This is a genomic window from Paraburkholderia sp. A1BS-2L (assembly GCF_051125205.1).
Taxonomy (GTDB): domain Bacteria; phylum Pseudomonadota; class Gammaproteobacteria; order Burkholderiales; family Burkholderiaceae; genus Paraburkholderia.
Map to the genome: position 1 here is coordinate 592,690 of NZ_CP120430.1, position 20,006 is coordinate 612,695.

Sequence of the window (20,006 nt, forward strand, 5' to 3'; positions counted from 1 at the left end):
AAGCCATCATGAATTCACTCGCAGGCAAAACCGCCATCGTGACGGGTGGCGCCACGCTGATCGGCGCGGCTGTCGCCCGGGATCTCGCCGCCGCCGGAGCCAGCGTTGCCGTGCTCGATATCGACGTTCAGAACGGCAGACGCGTAGCCGAAACGCTCGGCACCAACGGTCTCTTCGTCGAAACCGACATCACCAGCGACAGTGCGCTGGAGCAAGCTGTTGCCAGAACCGCGCGGCAGTTCGGCAGCATCGACATTCTCGTCAATCTGGCCTGCAGCTATGTGGACAACGGCATCCAGGCAGGCCGAAACGACTGGCTCGCCGCAATGAATGTAAACGTGATCTCGGCGGTCATGCTGGTCAAGGCCGTGCATCCGTATATGGTCAAGCGCGGCGGCGGCTCGATCGTCAACTTCAGTTCGATCTCGGCCGAGTGCGCTCAAACGGGGCGCTGGCTCTACCCGACATCGAAAGCCGCGCTCAAGGCGCTCACGCGCAATATGGCGATGGACCTGTCCCAGGACAGGATCCGCGTGAATTCGGTTTCGCCCGGCTGGACCTGGTCGCGCGTGATGGACGAACTCACGCATGGCGATCGCGCAAAGACGGACCGCGTGGCCGCGCCCTTTCATCTGCTTGGACGCGTCGGCAACCCGGAGGAAATCGCGCATGTCGTCACCTTCCTGTGCAGCGATGCAGCCAGCTTCGTGACCGGGGCCGATTACGCCGTCGATGGCGGCTATTCGGCGATGGGCCCCGAGCAGGCCGTGCCGGCCATTCCGAGGCTGGCTGAGTAAGACCCATCACTTCGCAAACACTCTTCCCTGACGTATCGACTTCGAGGTATTCGCTATGAGAAAAATTGCCATCGTCGGCGCCGGCCAGTCTGGTCTGCAACTGGCGCTCTCCCTGCTCGACCGCGGCTATGAAGTCACGCTTGCGACCAATCGCGATGCACAGCAAATCCGCACCGGCAAGGTCATGTCGAGTCAGTGCATGTTCAACACTTCTCTGCAAATCGAGCGAGATCTCGGCCTGAACTGGTGGGATGCGTCCTGCCCCCCCGTGGAGGGAATTGGCTTCGCGGTGCCGCATCCGGACCTGCCGGGCCGCAAGCTCATCGACTGGTCCGCGCGCCTGACTCGACCGGCCCAATCCGTCGATCAGCGCGTCAAGATGTCGGCCTGGCTCGAAGCCGTCGTCCAACGCGGTGCCGACGTGCGAATCAGCGACGTCGGCGTACCCGAAATGGAAGAGCTCGCAAGGAGCCATGATCTCGTGCTGCTGGCAGCCGGCAAGGGGGAGATCGTAAATCTGCTGGGCCGCAACGCCGAACGCAGCCCCTTCGACAAGCCGCAGCGCGCGCTGGCGCTGACCTACGTGAAGGGCATGACGCCGTCCACGCCCTACTCGCGCGTACGCTTCAATCTGATTCCGGGCGTGGGCGAGTACTTTGCGTTCCCCGCTCTTACCACGAATGGCCCGTGCGAAATCATGGTGTTCGAAGGCATTCCCGGCGGTCAGCTCGATTGCTGGGCGGGCGTCAAGACACCCGAGCAGCATCTCGAGACCAGTCTGGCCATTCTCCGCCAATATCTGCCTTGGGAAGCCGAGCGCTGTGCAAACGTCGAACTGACCGACCCCAACGGCGTGTTGAGCGGGCGCTTCGCGCCCACTGTGCGCAATCCCTACTTCAGGCTGCCTTCCGGCAAGACCGTGTTCGGCATGGCCGACGCGATCGTCGTGAACGATCCGATTACAGGCCAGGGTTCGAACAATGCTGCAAAGTGCACGAAGGTCTATCTCGATGCCATTCTGGAGCGCAACAGCGCTGCCTTCAGCGAGGACTGGATGCAGCAGACGTTCGACCGCTACTGGTCGTATGCGCAAGAGGTCGTCAAGTGGACGAACTCACTGCTCACGCCACCGCCGCCGCACATTCTCGAGTTGCTCGGCGCGGCCGGTCAGTTCCCAACGCTCGCCTCGACGATTGCCAACGGCTTCGACGACCCGCGCACGTTCTCGCCGTGGTGGTTTGATCCGGCGGCCTGCATGGCGCTGATCGATGAACACGCTGCGCGCGCCGCGTAACGAACACGAAAAGGAGAAAGCTCATGTGCAGCACGCTCGAACTCACCGCCGCGAAACCCGATGACCAGCTCAATGCGATGCGGCAATTGCGCAACGCCTTCGGGCAATATCCGACGGGCGTTACTGTCATCACGGCCGCAGCGCGGGATGGCCGCAAGATCGGTCTGACCGCAAACTCGTTTGCGTCACTGTCGCTCGATCCACCACTCGTGATCTGGAGTATCGGCAAGACTTCACCCAGTTGTGGGGATTTCGTCCAGGCGGGCTACTTCGCGATCAACGTGCTGGCCAAAGACCAGACGGAACTGTCGCGCCGCTTTTCGAAACCGTCGCCAGACAAGTACTCCGGTGTTGCCTGCCGTGAAAGCCTTGGCGGCACCATGGTGCTCGAGGGCTGCAGCGCGCACTTCGTGTGTCGCAACCTGGCGCAGCACGAAGGCGGCGATCACCTGATCTTCATCGGGCAAATCGAACATTTCGAAGCAGATGGCCACGCGCCGCTGGTCTTCCATTCCGGGCAGTACGGCGCAGTAGCCCGTAATTCAGAATTTATTTAATCGATTTATTTAGTAATACATATATATAAGGTGACCGCATGAAGCGCTCCGCGTCCCGCCTGCTGCTCTGCTTCGCTGTGTCTGGACTGATGCACACCGGATCGGCTATAGCGGGCGACCTGCCCAACGTCAATCTCGGCTTCACGAGCTTCCTCGATGGTGCACCGCCGGCGGGGCCCGGCTGGTATGCAACGCAGTACCTCGAGTACTACACTGCAGATCGTCTCAACGAGAATGCCGGAAACAAGGTCACCTTGCCGAAGCAGAACGTCGACATCTTCGCGGGCCTGACGCAACTCGTTTATCAGTCGCCCTTCAAGATTGCTGGTGCGCATCCGGGCGTCGACGTGATCCTGCCGTGGGTGGCATCAGCCCACACCGATGACGGCATGGGCGACGTGGCGCTTAATGCGCGCACAGGGTTCGGCGATCTGCTTGTTGGGCCGTTCATCCAGTTCGACCCGGTAGTCGGCCCGGACGGACCGCGCTTTGCGCACCGTTTCGAACTCCAGATCATTGTGCCAACGGGTGCCTATGACGCAGGCAAAGCGATCAACCCGGGCAGCGGCTTCTGGTCAATCGATCCATACTGGGCCGCGACTGTCTGGATCAATCCGAAGTGGACAGTTTCCTGGCGGCTGCACTATCTCTGGAACGCCACGAATAACCGACCATATCAGGGCTTGGGGGATGGGGCAGCTTCGTCGCAGGCCGGACAGGCGCTGCACGCCAACATCGCCACGGAATACGAGGTGATGCCTGGTTTTCGAATCGGCCTCAATGGTTACTGGCTGCGCCAGATCACCGACATGAAGGTGAATGGCCAGAATGTGCAGGGGCAGCGTGAGGCGGTGTGGGCGATCGGCCCGGGGGCAATGTACAGTTTCTCCCGGCAGGACCACCTGATGTTCAATGCCTATTTCGAGGCGGATGCGCGCAACCGGCCCGAGGGAACGCGCCTGGTGCTGCGCTACGTGCATCATTTCCAGTGACACGCTTATCAAGTGTTCGCGCCATGCACGCCGGCTGGAGTCGAGTCTGCGGATATGGCGCACGCGAATGCTTGTAGAGGGATTCGCTAGTGCCCACCCCTTGGATCCCTTCCCGGCTGCTCAGTGCCACGCTGCATTGACAGTTCGCAAAATCCTGCTCGCATGTCCTGAAGCCGCCTCCACGCCATGCCACGGCGCATAGCTTGCCTCGTCAAGCGGCGCACGTCGCCTGGATGCCTGAGCGCGAGCACTCCGTCCACACTACCTTTGCTTGTCTCGAAGCCGGGCAATCTAACGTCTTGAAGCGCGCTTCAGTGTCTGCGATGGCGTTTCGCCGAAGAGTTGCTTGTAGTCGTTGGAGAATCGCCCGAGATGTGAAAATCCCCAGTTCATCGCGATTGACGAAACGTTGCGCTCCGAGCAGTCCGAGAGCATCTCGCGGCGTACCGCTTCGAGCCGGTGCCTCTTGAGCCAGGCCATGGGCGCAAGCCCAAAGTGCTGCCGGAAGCCTTCGAACAACTTGTAGCGCGACACGCCCGCAGCACGCTCGATGTCTTCGAGTGCGATATTTTCGCGTGCGTTGTCGTGAATGAACTGTTTCGCGCGCAACAAATAGTGCGGACATGAAGGACGCATTGCCTCGGCAAGCGCCTTCGAGTAGTTGTGGGGCTGAGCAAGCAGCAGCCCTTTGATCAGCGCCTGCTCGAGATCTCCTGCCATTTGCTGGTGACTGAGCAGCGGCCCCGCCTGCCCCATCTCGGCCAGCAGGAACTTGACCATGCGCCACCAGGCCGCCTGGTCGCCTTCGGCGGCATTCATCTGCGGCTCAAACGTCAATGCAGCGTCGAGCGGACGTTGCAGAAGTCCCTCAAGCACCTGACGCAGGGCCGGAATCGGAATCGAAACGATGATCTTGCGACAGTTGCCCATGATCGCAAGGTCCTGCGTCTCATGCGGCGACAGAACGAGCCCCCTGTCCTGGTCCGACAGCCACAGGCGGCCCTGCGCGGCGAGCTCCTGCTGGCCGGTGAGTGGCAGGCTGACGCTATAGCTGTTTAGCGGCGCATCATTGTGCACCGAGACGGTGACATCGGTGCCGTACTCCACATACCCCAGCGTGCTGGCCATGGAACGCATCACCGTTCCAGAATGATGGAATTGCAGTTCGTTCGGGCTGCGTACCTGCAGCCCATGGGGTCCGCAAATCGACGCCATCCAGTCCCGCGCGCCCTCAAGATCGCGACTCAGCGCGTCAATACCTCGACTGTCGTTGAAGGCGGGGGAAGGCATGGCGTTTCACGGGAGGATTGACGAATGCTCAATGGTAAACCACCCCGTGCCCGGACAAAATACCGAAACACCCCAAGGCGCTCCGGCATCAGCAGCGTCAGGCGGACGACTGCGCACTGTTGCTGTCCCCGAATTTTTCGTAGTAGAGACGGCCTTCCAGTTGTTCGCTTGCAAGCCACGTCTTGATTGCCTCAACCATCGGCGGCGGTCCGCAAACATACATGTCGAACGGGTTCGCTTCGAGCATCCCGCGGTCGAAATGCTCGGGAATGAGCCCCGTCTTGCCCTGCCATGCTTCAGAGGGATTCATCACAACGATATCGCATGCGAAGTGCGGAATGCGTTCCTCGTAGGACTTCAAACGATCTAGCTCGCATAGATCCCGCACGTTCGTCACACCATAGTACAGATGAACCCTCTGGCCACAGCCGCCCTTGTGAGCGATATCGTCGAGCATGCCCAGAAATGCGGACAAGCCCGTACCGCCTGCGACCATCACCAGCGCTCGCTCGACCTCGCGTAGATAGAACGTGCCCAGCGGCGCCTCGAACTCGACCGTCTGGCCCGGCTGGCAGCGCTCGCGCATATAGCCGCTCATCGCGCCGTCGGGCAGCAGACGGATCAGGAACTGGATCTGGTTTCCGTCCTCGGGACGGTGCGCAAACGAATAGGATCGCCAAACGTCTGCGCCCGGCACCTTCACGCGGGCGTACTGGCCCGGCAGAAAATCGAGCCGCCCGGGATGGGCACTCGCGTCCAGATGCAGGATCGCCGACGTTTCTGAAACCTGCTTCACGGCGGTGACCTTGCCGGTGAGCAGCGTGGTGCCGCCGGCGCTGCACAGGTTCGAATCGAAGTCGAAGTAGAAGGACGCATCGGATTGCACGCGCGTCTGGCAGGACAGGATCTTGCGCGCAGCGAGGTCGTCGGCAGACAGTGTCTCCTCGTCGACATAGTCCTGCGTATAGCTGCCCGATTCGCAGCGCCCCTGGCAAGTTCCACACACGCCCTCACGGCAATCGAGCGGGATGTTGACGCCATTGCGCAGTGCGGCGTCGAGCAGGAGTTCACCCGCCCGGACATCAAAGAACGCCGTCCTGCCATCGGCAAAACTGAAGGCAACCTTGTGGCTCATCTCGTGGCACTCCCGCTTACAGATGGTAGAAATCGAGCACTGCGTTGATCGTGTCGTTGAGCAGGAGCACGTGCTTGCGAGCGATTTTCCAGGTCTCGCCGGCTGGGCGCAGCTGGTAGGTGACGTGTCCGAAGAAGTGTTCGGCAGCGCCATGCCGGGCGTAGAACGTGGCCCAGTTGGCCTTGACTTCCAGCTCGCCGCGATCACGCTCCGAAATACGGACGTTGGTGATCTGGTGCAACGTGCGCGGCAGCGGCGTCGACGCCGCCGACTTTCCCGTGCGCAGGCGGAACACGCGATCCTCGAGCCCCGTGCGGTTCGCATAGTAAATGAGCGACATGCCGCGCTTCGGGTCGGTCGTGTACACGTGCTCGGAGTCCCACTGGGGTACGTGGAATTCGCTGTTCTCGTCGAAGAGGGCGAGGTACTCGTCCCAGCTCTGCGCGTCGCAGAGCTCGGCCTTTCGATAGAGAAACTGCTCGACTGATTGTTGCAGGGTGACGGACATGATTCAGGCTTCCTTCGTAACGTTCGACTTCTGTGCGAGCCCCTTCATGAGGTAGGTCTGCCACGCACCGTGCTGGTTGACGTAAAGCCCCTCGTGGGTCAGCTCCGTGCCGCACAGCACGGGTTCGATGCCGAGCAGGCGCGTATTTGCCGTCTCGCCTGCCACCCACTTGTGGTGTCCGCGAGAGATGTCGCTCCAGCGCTCCAGGCGCGCCTGGAAGCCGCGTTGCTGCTCGCGAAACTCCACGAGATCGTCCGGCGTGCCCATGCCCGAAACATTGAAGAAGTCTTCGAACTGCCGAATGCGGCTCTCGCGATCCTGATCCGATTCGCCCTTCACGCCGATGCACTGGCTGATGACCTCCGTCTTGTTCCAGGAGACCGGACGCACGATGCGAAGCTGGGAGCTGATCTGATCCATGAAGAACAGGCTCGGATAGATGTTCAGGTTGCGCAGGCGATGCATCATCCATTCGGCCTTCTGCTGCCCCTGTGCCTCGACGAGGCGCGGCATGACGCTGCCGTAGCCCGGACGCACACTGGGGTTCGGCATGTCGCTGAACAGCACGCTATGGCCGTTCCTGAATGCGAACCAGCCGTCGTCGGTCTCGGAATCGCCTGCGCCAAGCTTGCTGTAGTCGAGCGTCCCGCTCGTTGAGCCGCCGCTTTGTGCATTGGCCTCCTGACGGCGCTGCACCGTGGCGACGTAGTTGTAGTGCACCGTGCTCACGTGGTACCCGTCGAGGCCGTTTTCGTTCTGCAGCTTCCAGTTGCCTTCATACGTGTACGTGGATTTGCCCTGCAGCACCTCGAGCTCGCCGATGGGAGATTGCGCGACCATCATGTCGAAGAAGATGCGTGCATCGCCGAGGTAGTCCTCGAGCGTGTCGGTCGCATCGGCGTCGAGGCTGATGAACACGAAGCCCTTGTAGCTTGCAATGCGCGCTTTTTTCAGGCCGCGCGAGGATTTGTCGAAGTCATCGCAGTATTCACCCGGCGCCTTGACCTTGACCAGACGTCCGTCGCTCTTGTAGCACCACGCATGAAAGGGGCAGGTGAAGGTCGACTGATTGCCTTTGCCCATACGCGTGAGGGTCGCGCCGCGATGCTGGCACGCATTGATCATCGCGTTGAGCTGACCGTTGCCGTCGCGCGAGATGATCATCGGCTGTCGGCCCGCGCGCATCGTCATGAAGTCGTGGGGCTTTGGGATCTCGCTTTCGTGGCACGCGTAGATCCAGTTCTTCTCGAAGATGAACTCCATCTCCAGGTCGAACAATTGGGGCTCCGTGAACATCTCCCGCGCAATGCGATAGACGCCCTCCGCCGGGCGGAAATCGAGGCATCCGCCAATGAAATCCTGCCATTGCGACGTGTTTTTCTCTGCACTCACGATGGGTTCTCCTCCTGCTGTTCAGCGGTCTTGCGACCGGGGTCTTGATGAACTGGATTGAATACCCGATTCGGTGCGGACGCTATCCACCTGGTCGCCGTTCGCTATCCGTTTTTTTTGCAGCTTTTTCCGCTTCGCTGGAAGCGTCTTCGCGACGCCGCACAACCGGCCCGGCGCCTGGCGTTTCGCGCCGCGCCGGAAAAAACGGATAGTGAGTGTCCAATAGACGGATAGCGCTCGCGCGGGCCCGGATATCTAATGCCGTCAGCGCCCCAACATGCCCATCGGGGCTACAGACACCAAGTTCAAGCGCCCGCGGGCTGATGTCCACCGGATTCCACGTACACCACTGATCTTCTGCCATGACCGCAACGACGATTGAACGTATCGAAACCCGCCTCGTCGATGTGCCGACGATTCGCCCTCACAAGCTGTCCGTCGCCACGATGTACGGGCAAACTCTGATGCTGGTGAAGGTGTATTGCAGCGATGGCGTAACTGGCATTGGTGAAGGTACGACGATTGCCGGCATGGCCTACGGTCCCGAAAGCCCGGAAGCGATGAAGCTGGCGATCGACGCGTACTTCGCCCCCGCGATGATCGGCCAGGACGCCACGCAAATCCAGGTGCTCATGGCGCAACTGGGCAAGCTCGTGAAGGTCAATCATTTCGCCAAGTGCGCGCTGGAAACCGCGCTGCTCGACGCGCAGGGCAAGCGCCTTGACGTGCCGGTGAGCGAACTGCTGGGCGGCCGCCGCCGCGAGCGTCTGCCGGTAGCATGGACGCTCGCTTCGGGCGATACCGCCAAAGACATCGCCGAAGCCGAGGCGATGCTCGAAGTGCGCCGCCACAAGATCTTCAAGCTGAAGATCGGCGCGAAAGACCTCAAGACCGACATCAAGCACGTGGCCGACATCAAGAAGGCGATGGGCGATCGTGGCGCCGTGCGCGTGGACGTCAACATGGCCTGGAGCGAGACGCAGGCGGCGTGGGCGATTCCGGCGCTGGCGGAAGCCGGCTGCGAACTGGTCGAGCAGCCGGTGGCTTCGCCCGCGGCGCTGGCGCGCCTCATGCGCCGTTTCCCGGTCGCATTGATGGCCGACGAAATCCTGCAAGGACCGGAAAGCGCGTTCGAGATCGCGAAGAACGAGGGCGCCGATGTGTTCGCCGTCAAGATCGAGCAAAGCGGCGGACTGTTCGCGGCGCAGCGGGTGGCGACGATTGCGGACGCCGCGGGTATCGAGCTGTACGGCGGCACGATGCTCGAAGGCGCGTTCAGCACGGTGGCGTCGGCGCACCTGTTTGCTAGCTTCGCCAACCTGCAGTGGGGCACCGAACTGTTCGGGCCGCTGCTGATCACCGAAGAAATTCTGACGACCCCGCTGGACTACAGCAACTTCGAGCTGACGGTGCCGAACGGCCCGGGCCTGGGGATCGAACTGGACGAAGCGAAGGTCAAGCGCTTTACCCGTGACGGCTTCATGAAAGCCACCAAATAATCTGGATACCTGATAAACGGAATTGACGATGCTTTTCCACGTACGCATGGATGTGAACATCCCGGCCGACATGCCCGCCAATGTCGCCAGCGAAATCAAGGCGCGCGAAAAGGAGTACTCGCAGGAGTTGCAGCGCAGCGGAAAGTGGCGCCATATCTGGCGTCTTGTCGGCGAGTACGCGAACTACAGCATCTTCGACGTGGGGAGCAACGCGGAGCTCCACGACCTCCTGAGCGCTTTGCCGCTGTTCCCGTACATGGAGATTGAAGTAACCCCGTTGTGTCGCCATCCGTCGTCGGTCCGTGACGGCGACGCGTGAACCGGAAATGCTGATGTTTTAAAGGATGCCCCTGCTCACCCGCGCCACCCCCCAATACCAACTGGAGACAGTCATCATGAGCGTGAAAGTATTCGAAACCAAGGAAGTTCAGAATCTGCTGAAGGCCGCCACAAACATTGACGGCAACGACGGAAACACACGTTTCAAGCAGATCGCCCACCGTCTACTGGGCGATCTCTTCAAGGCCATCGACGATCTCGACATTTCGCCCGACGAAGTCTGGACCGGCATCAATTATCTGAACAAGCTCGGCCAGGACGGTGAAGCGGCCCTGCTGGCCGCAGGCCTTGGTCTGGAAAAATATCTCGACATCCGCATGGACGCCTCGGACAAGGCGATCGGCATTGACGGCGGTACACCTCGCACTATCGAAGGTCCGTTGTATGTGGCGGGCGCGCCCCTGCGCGATGGCGTTTCGAGGATCGACATCAATCCCGACGCCGATGCGGGTCCGCTCATCATCCACGGCACCGTCACCGGTCCGGATGGCAAGCCGGTCGTTGGCGCCGTGGTCGAATGCTGGCACGCGAATTCGAAGGGCTTCTACTCGCACTTCGACCCGACGGGCGCGCAAAGCGACTTCAACCTGCGCGGCGCAGTGAAGACCGGCGCCGACGGCAAGTACGAATTCCGCACGCTGATGCCTGTCGGCTATGGCTGTCCTCCCCAAGGGGCGACTCAGCAACTCCTCGACGAAATTGCCCGTCACGGCAATCGTCCTGCGCACGTGCACTTCTTCGTCACCAGCGACAGCCACCGCAAGCTCACGACGCAGTTCAACATCGAAGGCGATCCGCTGATCTGGGACGACTTCGCCTACGCCACGCGTGAGGAACTGATTCCTCACGTCGTCGAGAAAACCGGTGGTACGGCATTGGGCCTGAAGGCCGACACGTACAAGGACATCGAATTCAACATTTCCCTGAGTCCACTGGTCCAGGGCAAGGATAACCAGATCGTCAATCGCCTTCGCGCTTCGGCCACAGCGTAATGGGTCGACCCGGCGGCAGAGCCGCAACGCTGCCGCCGGTCAGTGTGGTGGATTGGCCGCTGCTACCCGCGAGACGCGTGCTAGCTGCAAGCACCAGTTCGAGAGCCTCATTGATCAAGCGCATTCACGAAAGCGGCTATAGGGGACAAATAAACGAATGACGAAAAAATCTCCGCCTGTGGAGCGGGCACCCTTTTTGCCTCTTCCCCCTGCGCGAGCCCGCCATGCGGGCATGGCCGCCTTGTGCGGCGAGGAGGCGCGATGCAACGAACCCGCAACAACCTGCGCGGTGTAACTTCTGCAATAACCTCGACAATCCTGCTTGCACTGCTTTGCGCGTGCGGCGGCGGTGGAGGCGGCAACAGCCCAGCCCCCAGCGCAGCTCCCCCGCCCGGCGGCGTGCATCTGCAAATCGTCTCTTTCGGCGACAGCCTTTCCGATGTCGGCACCTATGCGCCAATAGCCAGCGCGGTGGGCGGCGGCCGCTTCACGACCAATCCCGGCCAGGTGTGGACGCAAAACGTTGCGCAGTATTACGGCGACAACCTGAGCGCGGCGTACACGATCGGCATCGACCACCGGCTCAGCGCGCAAAGCGGTTTGGGCTACGCGGAAGGCGGCTCCACCGTGGCCACGCCGGCCAACCAGTACGACTTTCTCTCCGACGTGATCGGCAACGTCGAAATGCCCGTGACTCAGCAGGTTTCGAGCTACCTGTCCGCGCATGGAAATTTCAACGCCAATCAACTGGTGCTGGTCTGGGCCGGCTCAAATGACGTGCTGCGCGCCGGCACGCCACCTGCCGCCAATGCGACCGTGGACCAGGCCGCCAGCACGCTCGCCCAGATCGTCGCGCAGATCGTCCAGAGCGGCGCCACGCACGTCGTGGTGGTCAACGTGCCGAACGTGGGCCTCTCGCCCAAGGGCATCGCCGAGGCCGACCACGGCGCGAACCTCACCCAGCTGTCGCAACGCTTCAACACGACATTGAACGCCGCGCTGCAAAGCAATGGCCTGCAAGGCAAGGTCATCGAGATCGATTCGTACACGTGGGCCACGCAGTTGATCGCCAATTACCAGGCGAACGGCTTCACGGTGTCCAACACCGCGCAGGCCTGCGATCCCGCGAAAACGCCTGACGACACCGCGCTGCTATGCTCGCCGAACACCTACGTCACGCCCAATGCGGACCAGACCTATATGTTCGCCGACGATCTCCATCCGACCACGCGTATGCACGCCCTGTTCGCGCAATTCGTCGAGCAGCAGATCGCCAGGTCGGGGCTGGGGCATTGAACGGCGCAACGGGGGTTAAACGCTGTCCGTCGCAACCGGCAAGCCTTCGGCCTTCCAGCGCAGCATGCCGCCCGCGAGGTTGGCGACCTTGCCGAAGCCGGCCTTGCCCAGCAGCACGCTCGCCTGCGCCGAGCGCACGCCCGAGCGGCACACCGCCACCACGGGCCGCTCGCGGTCGAGTTCATCGAGCCGGCCCATCAACTGCGAAAGCGGCACCAGCGTCGCGCCTTGCAGATGGCCGAGACGATCGATAAATTCCGGCACCTCGCGCACGTCGACGATCTGGAAATCGGCGGCATGCTCGAGCAGCGCCATGGGCTCGATTTCCCATACGCCGCTAAAGCGCAAGGTCAGCGGCGCCCAGTCGGGCGTCTCCATCGCCGCCTGTGCCTCGCCCTCCGGCTTTCCGCAGCGCAGGTTGGCGGGCACCGCCACGGCCATCTGCTTCGGATGCGGCAAGTTCAGGTTGTCCATGTAGCCCGCGAAATCGCCGAGATCCACGTCGCCACCCAGGCGCGGATTGAAGCGCCGCTCCTCCGCCACGCTCGTGACCGTAATGCCGCGATAGTCGTGCCCGGGGTAAAGCAGGCAGTCGCCGGGCAGCGTCAGGATCTGCTCGCGCACCGACGCAAACAGTTGCTGCGGACTGCCGCCCTGGAAATCGGTGCGGCCACAGCCGCGAATCAACAGACTGTCGCCGGTGAAAGCCATGCTCTCGTCGTCGAGCACATAGGTCAGGCAGCCGCTCGTATGCCCCGGCGTTGCGCGCACGCTCAAATAGCGCTTGCCGAACGCCACGCGGTCGCCATGCTGCAGTGGACGCGTCACGCCCTCGGCATGCACCGTGGCCGCAAGCGCGATCTCGCTGCTGCAGCGCTGGCGCAAGCGCCACGCGCCGGTCACATGGTCGGCGTGCACATGGGTGTCGAGCGTCGCCTGCAAGCGCAGGCCCAGTTCCTGCAACAGCGCGAGATCGCGCGGCACCTGCTCGTAGACGGGGTCGATCAGCAGCGCCTCGCCGCTTTCGACATCGCCAAGCAAGTAGGTATAGGTAGACGAAACGGAGTCGAATAGCTGGCGAAAAATCATCGCGGACCTCGCGGAGGAGAAAGGCATGACGCTGGCCGGCTGGCGCGCACGTGTGAATTCTCCGCCGATTTTCGCAGACGCGGACGCTCATCGGTCAAGCGTGCGTGTTCGACAACGCACGCATCGACCCATGCATTGATTCACTGCGCCGCTAGATCCAGCCCAGCTGCGCGAGCACGGCGGCAACGATGCGGTCGCAGCACGAGCCGCCAAATTCGAACAGCGCCGGCCCCAGCCGATCGACCTCTTCTGCCAGTGCGTCGCGCAACATCTGGCGGGCCCGGAAATGGCGGCTGCGCACCGTGGCCTCGGGGATGCCCAGGCACAGCGCCGTTTCCTCGATGCTCATCTCCTCGACCGAGCGCAGCACGAAAACCGTGCGAAATCCCACCGGCAGCGCATCGAGCTTGCGCTCCAGCAGCGCGCGGATCTCGGCGCGGGAGGCCGCCTGGTCGGGGGCAACATCGTCGTGAGCGTTGATCGGGTCCATATCGAAAGCCATCTGCTCGTCGTCGGCGCAATGCACAAGCGTGGGCATCAGGTGCTGGCGGCGGGCCTCGCGGCGCATCCGCGCGAAGCACTCGTTGAGCACGAGGCGCGAGAGCCACGTCGCGAGCGCGGCATCGCCGCGAAACTGCCCGAGCGCCCTGAACGCCTTCAGATACGCGTCCTGCAATGCGTCTTCCGCTTCGGCGTCGTTGCGCAGCGTGGCGCGCGCGAGCCGGAACAGGCGGCGGTTATGGCGGCGCATCAACAACTCGAAGGCCGCGAGATCGCCAGCCACGACGCGGCGCACGATATCCGCGTCGGCATCGTCCAATGCGCTCACGTGCGAGTCCGGCATTGCAGTTCCTCGTTCCATCATGGTTTCGGCTCGACAATCAGTGTGCCACGCATAGCCGGATGAAACAGGCACTGGTACGGGTACGAGCCGGGCGTGCTTGCAACGTATCGCCACGACGCGCCAGGCGCGATGCTGCCCGAATCGAAGATCTTCGTCCGCGCGCTCGCCGTATGGGCCACGAGGTCCTGGTTGACCCACACGATACGCTCGCCGCGATGCACTTTCACGATTGGCGGGCTAAAGCGCATTTGCGCGATCGCCACCACGTGATCGCCTGCGGCGGCGGCCCCGGCGAAGGCCATCGGCGCGAGCGCGCAAATCCCGCAAGCGCCGACTCGAGCAAACCGGCGGACAATCGGCAGCCGGTTCATTGCGCTCTCGCCATGGCAGCCTGCACGTGCTTCGCGTGGTCGAGATGCGCGACGAACGCAGGCCGCACCTTCACCAGCAGCGCTTTCAATTCAGCGTTTTGCGCGCCGGGAATGAGTGTCTTGTCGAGCGCATCGATTACCTGCTCGTGATAGCTCACCTCGTGATCGATATAGGCACGGTCGAATTGCGCGCCGTGCAACGACCGAAGATTCGCAATATTGGCTTTGCCGCCCTGTTTGAGGCTGTCACTGGTCGGATTGTCTTGCGGCGTCACGCCGAGCTTGTGCACGAGGTCGACCGCCGCCTGGTTCACGCTCGTGTGATCGGCGACCATGCGCTGCGCGAACGCCTGAACCTCCTGCGAATGGGTTTTCGATTCGGCGAGCTTGCCCGCGTCGATATCGGTCTGATTCGCGGCCACGACGATGGCGGCAATCTGGGGATCGGTCGGGCCCGCACTCTGCGCCCGCACCAGCGCGGGCGCGCATGAAAATGCCAGTGCAAACCCGGTGCACAACAACCTGCCTGCGATTTTCATGTGTCTCTCCTCGAAATGGTCAATGGCCGGGACTTTCCCAGCTTTCGAGGAAATAGATGTCACGAACCGAAGCGCTGTTCCCGGTCTATGAACAGGCAGCCCCACGCATGGGTACGGCACATGCATACTAAAAAAACGCGCGATGCAACCGTTCAAGTAACACTTCCAAAACGCATATGTGCGGTAGGTAACAGCTGCGGTTGACTCGCTGTGGGAAATCACCCATATTTTCCTCACCAGCGGCGGCGCACGGACCAACGCCTCCGCTTTCTCGCACATGCAGATCGTGGCTTCAGCGACGCCTCGCCGATCGCTTCGACGACGATTCTGAACATGCCGAACGGCATCGGCATATCGGTGGAGCATCAATATGTCCACTCAGATTTCACGTGACCCGAGTTTTCGCCCGGCGTGCAGGCGCTGCGGCGGCGTGCTCCACGATGACGTCGACCTTTGCCCTTACTGCGGCGTGAATCATCCACTCGACAGGATTGCGTTGGATGCGCGCGCGAGAATCATGCCGGGCGCTCCTGGCCCCCTGGCGGCGGGCCCGCCCGCGCCTGCGGCGACGAAGCGCGCACCCGCGGGCGAGCCTGCACCCGATCATGCAGCAGTAAAGCCCGAATACCAGGACGGACCGCCCGGACCCGGGACGCCATCCTGGTTCATCCCGCGCTGGATCTTTACGAAAGGCTTGTTGCTCGCCGGCATTTTTCTCGCCATCGCCTACGCGGCGCATCTTCTGGTCGCCGAGATCCGCAAGCCCGACAGTGCCGTTGACGAACAAACCGCACATGCTTCCGGCGGCCCCATTGTTCATGACGCACTCGCGCAACAAGCGAGTGTGCTGCCCACGGCTGCCGATACGGGATCGCAATCCGCCACGACAAAACCGCAAGTCATGTCTTCGTTCACGGATATATCCGACAATCCACGCGACCAGCGGCGCGACAGTGCGTTGCGAATCGCAGAGCAATGCGCGTCGGAGCATGTCTGGGGTTGCGTGCGGCAAAAGGCATCGGAAGCGCTCGCGATCGATTCGAACAGCCAGCGCGCGCGAGCGTTGATGGAACGCGTCATCCTCGCCACGGGCTGGAAACCGCTGAGCCCACCGAATCCGCCGGGTGCGCCCAACGCCAACGCCATGGCGTCCGCCGCGACTCCATCTGCTGCCGCCCACGCCGCCAGTCCGGCCAGCAATAAAAATAACAACAGCGTCGATACGCAGCAGCGAGCGATCGTGCAAGATGGCTGGAAACGCCCGGCGCCGGCAAATGGCGCGCATTGAGCAGGATTCCATATCATATTGAACGTCTGTTGGTCATCAGATTCCATGCGGGAGACAGACCATGCTGAAAACGACCCTGGCGGCCCTCGCGGGCGCGTTTGCCCTGTTTTTTTCCACCTTCGCCGCCAGCGCTACGGCAGACGCAGAAGCACACTATAAGATCGTGACGGGCCCGGAGCGAGGCACGTACATTCAGATCGGCCAGGACTTGTCAAAATGGGTCGCGCAACCCGCCGGCATCGACCTCGCCGTGATTCCCTCGAAAGGGTCGGCGGAAAACGTGCAGCGCATGCGGTTCGAACCGGGCGTAAAGCTCGCGCTCGTCCAATCGGACGTCTATCAGGCCTATGTCGATATGGCCAAATCGGGCAACGAAGAGGCCGGCACGACGATTCGCCCGTTGCGGCTCATCATGCCCCTCTACGACGAGGAAATTTATTTCGTTGTTAGAAACGACTCGCCGATGAAGACAATCAACGAAATCAAGGACAAGGTGATCAGCGTGGGCCTGATCGGCAGCGGAACCGCACAATCCGCAACGACACTGTACCGCCTCATGTTCGGCCAGCAGATTCCCGCGCAGAACGCACAGAATCTGAGCAACGAAGATGCCCTGGCCGCGCTGATCGTAAAGAAGATCGACGTTGCGATTGTCGTCGCGGGGCAACCCGCGAAGCTCTTCACCGATATGAACCCCGACTTGCTTCAGCAAATCCGCTTCCTGCGCGTCGACCCGAATGCCCCAGAAACGGCCCGTGCGAAGCAAACCTATTTTCCCGCGACCATTCATGCATCGAGCTACCCGAACTGGCTGAAAGAAGACGTACCGACATGGACGGTCAAGGCCTTTCTCGTGACGTATGACTACAATCTGCGCGACACGGTTGGCAACCTGAAACGATTTGCCGATTCGCTCTGCGAGAACTTCGGCAATCTGCAGAGCCAGGGCCACCCGAAATGGAAGCAGGTGAAGCTCGAACTGCCGGGCCTTGGCAAAGGGTGGCAATACTATCCGCCTGTCGAGCGGCGCCTGAGAGCGTGTATCGCGCATCGCGCCACGACGCAGGCCGCGATGCCGCCAGGCCCCACCGCCCAGCAGAAAATCACCGGTCGGCCGTGCTCGGACCAGGAGCGCCTGCTCCTGCTTTGTGGCAAATAATCGCCATTTGACCGTTTGAATTCAATCGTCTTGAACTCATGAATCATCAGCCGGCTTGCCTTATTGCGGTCTATGTCTGTGCCGAGTCCGGCGTCGGCCAGCTCTGCACCATCACCTTGTGCGGATTCACAAGCGTGATCCCGGCGGCCCGCAATTGCTTGAGGATGGCGAAGAGAAGATCGCTCTTGGTCTTGGCGGCGATGCGCGGGCTGCCGACATAACCCGTCACGCTGAGCGTGATGCCCTGGGGCGTGAGCTGGCTGAACAGGACCGATGGCGCGGGCTCGGTCAGCACATCGGGATGCTCGAGATAGACCTCGAGCAACAGGTCGCGCACCTGCTCCGGGTCGGTATCCAGCGGGAACGTCAAGACCAGCGTGGCGACGCCCTGGGTGCTGTCGCCCATGGTGACGTTGCGCACGTTCTGCGAAATCAGCTGCGAGTTGGGCACGATCATCGTCGAGCGGTCGAGCAGCTGGATTTCGGTCGCGCGCACGTTGATGCGGCGAATGTCGCCTTCCATGTCCGCGATGCTGATCCGGTCGCCCACCTTCACGGGCCGCTCGGTCAGCAGGATCAGGCCCGAGACGAAATTCTTCACGATCTCCTGCAGGCCGAAGCCGATACCGACCGAGAGCGCGCTCACGATCCACGCGAGGCTGTCCCAGCGCACGCCGAGCAGCGAGAACGTCATCAGCACCAGCAGCACATAGCCCACGTTCGTGAACAGCGTGATGAGCGACATGCGCATGCCGGGGTCCATGCCCAGCGCCGGCATGAATTCCTGGTCGAGCCAGCGGCGCACCGAGCGCAGCAGGTAAAAGCCGACCGCGAACCCGATCACGGCGTTCACGATATGCGCGGGCATGATATCGAGGCTCTTCAGCCGCTGCCCGCCAATGATGCCGATGAGGCTGTTGAGGAGATCTGCCGGCGTCGTGCCGAAGCCGCCCGTCAACAGCGCCACCACCGCGAGCAGCATCAGGACGCTCGTGCCGGCGCCCGAGAGCACGGCTTGCACCTGTTCGAGATGCTTGTCCTCGAGCCCGAGCAGATTCTTCAGTTGCTTGCCCGACGAGAAATTCGCGCTGAAGAGACTCGCGCAGATATCGCGGTTCAACTGCGTGAGCACGTAGATGCTGCACAGCACGATCTCGAACCATACGAGTTCGTAGGTAATGAAGCGCGCAACCGTGATGTAGCCGATCACCAGCGCGATCAGCGACGCAATGATCGCCAGCGCGGTGCCCGCGTGAATCAACCCCGCCACCGTCGAGTGCGATTCGGGCGCCTCGCCGGCCGCGGCCATCGCGGCGCGCACACGGTTCGCACGCAGCAGCGCCGCGCCAATGGTCAGCACCGTGACGAGCGAAACGAGGCCGCGGCCGAGCAGCGTGACCGAAAGGCTCGTGTCGACGATGCGGTTGATCGCCTCCACCGCACCGGCGACGAACAGTAGCATCGCGAGCGTGCTCGGAAACGGCCGCAGCGCACGCGCCACCGGATCGGCCAGCGCAGGCAGCCGCCACGACGGATGATTGGTGCACAACAGCGCGCGTCCTAGCCCCGAGATCAGCGCGCAAGTTAGCGTGAGCTTCGTGAATTCGCCCCACAGGTCGCTCAGCGCGGGGGTGAGATCGACGCGGCGCGCGAGCGCCAGATAGAGGACCTGCAGCGCAATGGACGTTGCCAGCAGCGTGGAAATGGCCATCGACAGTGCAAGCGCGCTGCGGCGCAGACGCGTCGGCGGCAAGCGGTGCAGACAGAACCATGCGAGCGCGCGCTGCACGAGCTTGCGCCCGCCGAGCCAGATCACGAGCGCGGCCATCAACAGCAGCGAAGTCAGGAAGCGCTGACCCGGCTCCCAGACCGAGCGCAACATCTCGCGCACCTGGGCGTCGAACGCGTCGAGACGCTGCCCGTCCTCGGGCGGCTGATGCAGGAGCGGCACCCAGAATTGCGCACTGAAAATGCCGCCCGAGCGCAGCGCGAGCTGGTTTTTCAGCAAGCCCCGGTGCAGCTTCGCGAACTGCGCGGACAGAATGTCGAGATTGCTTTTCTGGTCGTCGGCCAGCTTCAGCACGGCGTCGATCTGATCCTTGCGCGCGTTCAGGCTGGCGCGCTGGCGGGCCACCGCCTGGGTGCCGGGCGGCTCGCCCGGAGCAGGCGCCGGCCCTAGCACATCGAGTTGAGCCTGCACCTGGGCGCGCAGCGGCACGATCCGGCTGCGTAATTTGTCGACGTCGGTACTCAGTTGCTGGGTCGCGTCAGAAAGCGCATCGAGATCCTTGCTGCCGGTCGCGGTCGAGGTCTGTTGCTTGATGCTGTCCTGCTTGGCCTGCATCTGCTTGAGCAGCGCTTGCGCATCGGTCAGCGAAATGGAGGGCGACGTCGCGTCCACGCCGCTTGCGGTCGCGGCGGTTGCGATCGTGACAGCCGGAAACGCCAGCGCGGGCGCAACCAGGGCAAGCGACAAAAGCGGGGACAAAAGCGCGATCAGCGCAATTCGTGCAATTTGGCGCGCGAAAGCGGAAGGTCGGTGCAATACCATGGGGGCTTTCAAATATTACAGGTAGTTCGCGTAGGGAATTATGCCTTGAGTGCCGTAAGCGCTACCGATTCGTG

Annotated in this window: 19 protein-coding genes; 10 read left to right on the forward strand and 9 right to left on the reverse strand. The window is 62.2% G+C overall.

Annotated elements, in window-relative coordinates; all coding sequences use genetic code 11:
• The first annotated feature begins 8 nt into the window (after nucleotides 1–8).
• From P5W98_RS27235 to P5W98_RS27250, 4 genes are read left to right on the forward strand one after another with little or no spacing between them, the layout of a single operon-like run.
• Nucleotides 9–797, forward strand: a complete 789-nt coding sequence (locus tag P5W98_RS27235; RefSeq protein ID WP_421027831.1) for an SDR family oxidoreductase — start codon at nucleotides 9–11, stop codon at nucleotides 795–797.
• A gap of 55 nt (nucleotides 798–852) precedes the next feature.
• A complete protein-coding gene (locus P5W98_RS27240) occupies nucleotides 853–2,091 on the forward strand; it encodes a styrene monooxygenase/indole monooxygenase family protein (protein ID WP_421027832.1) in 1,239 nt (412 codons plus the stop codon).
• 23 nt (nucleotides 2,092–2,114) lie between these two features.
• Nucleotides 2,115–2,648: a flavin reductase family protein gene (locus P5W98_RS27245; protein WP_421027833.1), complete on the forward strand. Its 534-nt coding sequence runs from the start codon at nucleotides 2,115–2,117 to the stop codon at nucleotides 2,646–2,648.
• 38 nt (nucleotides 2,649–2,686) lie between these two features.
• Nucleotides 2,687–3,640, forward strand: a complete 954-nt coding sequence (locus P5W98_RS27250) for a SphA family protein (protein ID WP_421027834.1) — start codon at nucleotides 2,687–2,689, stop codon at nucleotides 3,638–3,640.
• Nucleotides 3,641–3,931: 291 nt separating this feature from the next.
• On the opposite strand, the gene P5W98_RS27255 is transcribed toward P5W98_RS27250, so the two are convergent.
• The 4 genes from P5W98_RS27255 to antA all read right to left on the reverse strand — a co-directional run bounded on the left by P5W98_RS27255 (nucleotide 3,932) and on the right by antA (nucleotide 7,965).
• Nucleotides 3,932–4,930, reverse strand: coding sequence for an AraC family transcriptional regulator (locus P5W98_RS27255; RefSeq protein ID WP_421027835.1), 999 nt, complete (start codon nucleotides 4,928–4,930; stop codon nucleotides 3,932–3,934).
• Nucleotides 4,931–5,027: 97 nt separating this feature from the next.
• Nucleotides 5,028–6,065 (reverse strand): anthranilate 1,2-dioxygenase electron transfer component AntC, encoded by a 1,038-nt coding sequence (gene antC / locus P5W98_RS27260; RefSeq protein WP_421027836.1) that lies wholly within the window; start codon nucleotides 6,063–6,065, stop codon nucleotides 5,028–5,030.
• 16 nt (nucleotides 6,066–6,081) lie between these two features.
• A complete protein-coding gene (antB, locus tag P5W98_RS27265) occupies nucleotides 6,082–6,573 on the reverse strand; it encodes an anthranilate 1,2-dioxygenase small subunit (protein ID WP_421027837.1) in 492 nt (163 codons plus the stop codon).
• Between the two features lie 3 nt (nucleotides 6,574–6,576).
• Nucleotides 6,577–7,965, reverse strand: a complete 1,389-nt coding sequence (gene antA / locus P5W98_RS27270) for an anthranilate 1,2-dioxygenase large subunit (RefSeq protein ID WP_421027838.1) — start codon at nucleotides 7,963–7,965, stop codon at nucleotides 6,577–6,579.
• Nucleotides 7,966–8,327: 362 nt separating this feature from the next.
• Between antA and P5W98_RS27275 the strand changes: the two genes are divergently transcribed.
• From P5W98_RS27275 to P5W98_RS27290, 4 genes are all read left to right on the forward strand, one after another.
• Nucleotides 8,328–9,464, forward strand: a complete 1,137-nt coding sequence (locus P5W98_RS27275; RefSeq protein ID WP_421027839.1) for a muconate/chloromuconate family cycloisomerase — start codon at nucleotides 8,328–8,330, stop codon at nucleotides 9,462–9,464.
• 28 nt (nucleotides 9,465–9,492) lie between these two features.
• Entirely contained in the window at nucleotides 9,493–9,783 is a 291-nt protein-coding gene (gene catC, locus P5W98_RS27280) for a muconolactone Delta-isomerase (protein ID WP_421027840.1), read from the forward strand.
• A gap of 76 nt (nucleotides 9,784–9,859) precedes the next feature.
• Complete coding sequence (gene catA / locus P5W98_RS27285; protein ID WP_421027841.1) at nucleotides 9,860–10,795, forward strand: catechol 1,2-dioxygenase; 936 nt, start codon at nucleotides 9,860–9,862, stop codon at nucleotides 10,793–10,795.
• 261 nt (nucleotides 10,796–11,056) lie between these two features.
• Complete coding sequence (locus P5W98_RS27290; RefSeq protein ID WP_421027842.1) at nucleotides 11,057–12,091, forward strand: SGNH/GDSL hydrolase family protein; 1,035 nt, start codon at nucleotides 11,057–11,059, stop codon at nucleotides 12,089–12,091.
• A gap of 15 nt (nucleotides 12,092–12,106) precedes the next feature.
• On the opposite strand, the gene P5W98_RS27295 is transcribed toward P5W98_RS27290, so the two are convergent.
• The 4 genes from P5W98_RS27295 to P5W98_RS27310 all read right to left on the reverse strand — a co-directional run bounded on the left by P5W98_RS27295 (nucleotide 12,107) and on the right by P5W98_RS27310 (nucleotide 14,934).
• Complete coding sequence (locus tag P5W98_RS27295; protein WP_421027843.1) at nucleotides 12,107–13,180, reverse strand: MBL fold metallo-hydrolase; 1,074 nt, start codon at nucleotides 13,178–13,180, stop codon at nucleotides 12,107–12,109.
• A 151-nt stretch (nucleotides 13,181–13,331) separates the two neighbouring features.
• Entirely contained in the window at nucleotides 13,332–14,024 is a 693-nt protein-coding gene (locus tag P5W98_RS27300) for an RNA polymerase sigma factor (RefSeq protein WP_421027844.1), read from the reverse strand.
• 17 nt (nucleotides 14,025–14,041) lie between these two features.
• The gene (locus P5W98_RS27305; RefSeq protein ID WP_421027845.1) at nucleotides 14,042–14,395 is read right to left on the reverse strand and encodes a cupredoxin domain-containing protein; all 354 of its coding nucleotides are present in this window, start codon (nucleotides 14,393–14,395) and stop codon (nucleotides 14,042–14,044) included.
• Nucleotides 14,392–14,934 carry a DUF4142 domain-containing protein gene (locus P5W98_RS27310; RefSeq protein ID WP_421027846.1) on the reverse strand — a complete coding sequence of 181 codons (543 nt, stop codon included), beginning with the start codon at nucleotides 14,932–14,934 and terminating at the stop codon, nucleotides 14,392–14,394. Before P5W98_RS27310 ends, P5W98_RS27305 begins: the two co-directional genes overlap by 4 nt.
• A gap of 370 nt (nucleotides 14,935–15,304) precedes the next feature.
• On the opposite strand from P5W98_RS27310, the gene P5W98_RS27315 reads away from it, so the two are divergent.
• Together P5W98_RS27315 and P5W98_RS27320 are read left to right on the forward strand one after the other, a co-directional pair.
• Entirely contained in the window at nucleotides 15,305–16,222 is a 918-nt protein-coding gene (locus P5W98_RS27315; protein WP_421073383.1) for a hypothetical protein, read from the forward strand.
• Nucleotides 16,223–16,283: 61 nt separating this feature from the next.
• On the forward strand, nucleotides 16,284–17,381 hold the full coding sequence (locus tag P5W98_RS27320) for a TAXI family TRAP transporter solute-binding subunit (protein ID WP_421027848.1): 1,098 nt from the start codon (nucleotides 16,284–16,286) through the stop codon (nucleotides 17,379–17,381).
• 70 nt (nucleotides 17,382–17,451) lie between these two features.
• Here the strand turns inward: P5W98_RS27320 and P5W98_RS27325 are convergent, their stop codons facing one another.
• Nucleotides 17,452–19,932, reverse strand: coding sequence for a DUF3772 domain-containing protein (locus P5W98_RS27325; protein WP_421027849.1), 2,481 nt, complete (start codon nucleotides 19,930–19,932; stop codon nucleotides 17,452–17,454).
• Nucleotides 19,933–20,006: the final 74 nt, after the last annotated feature.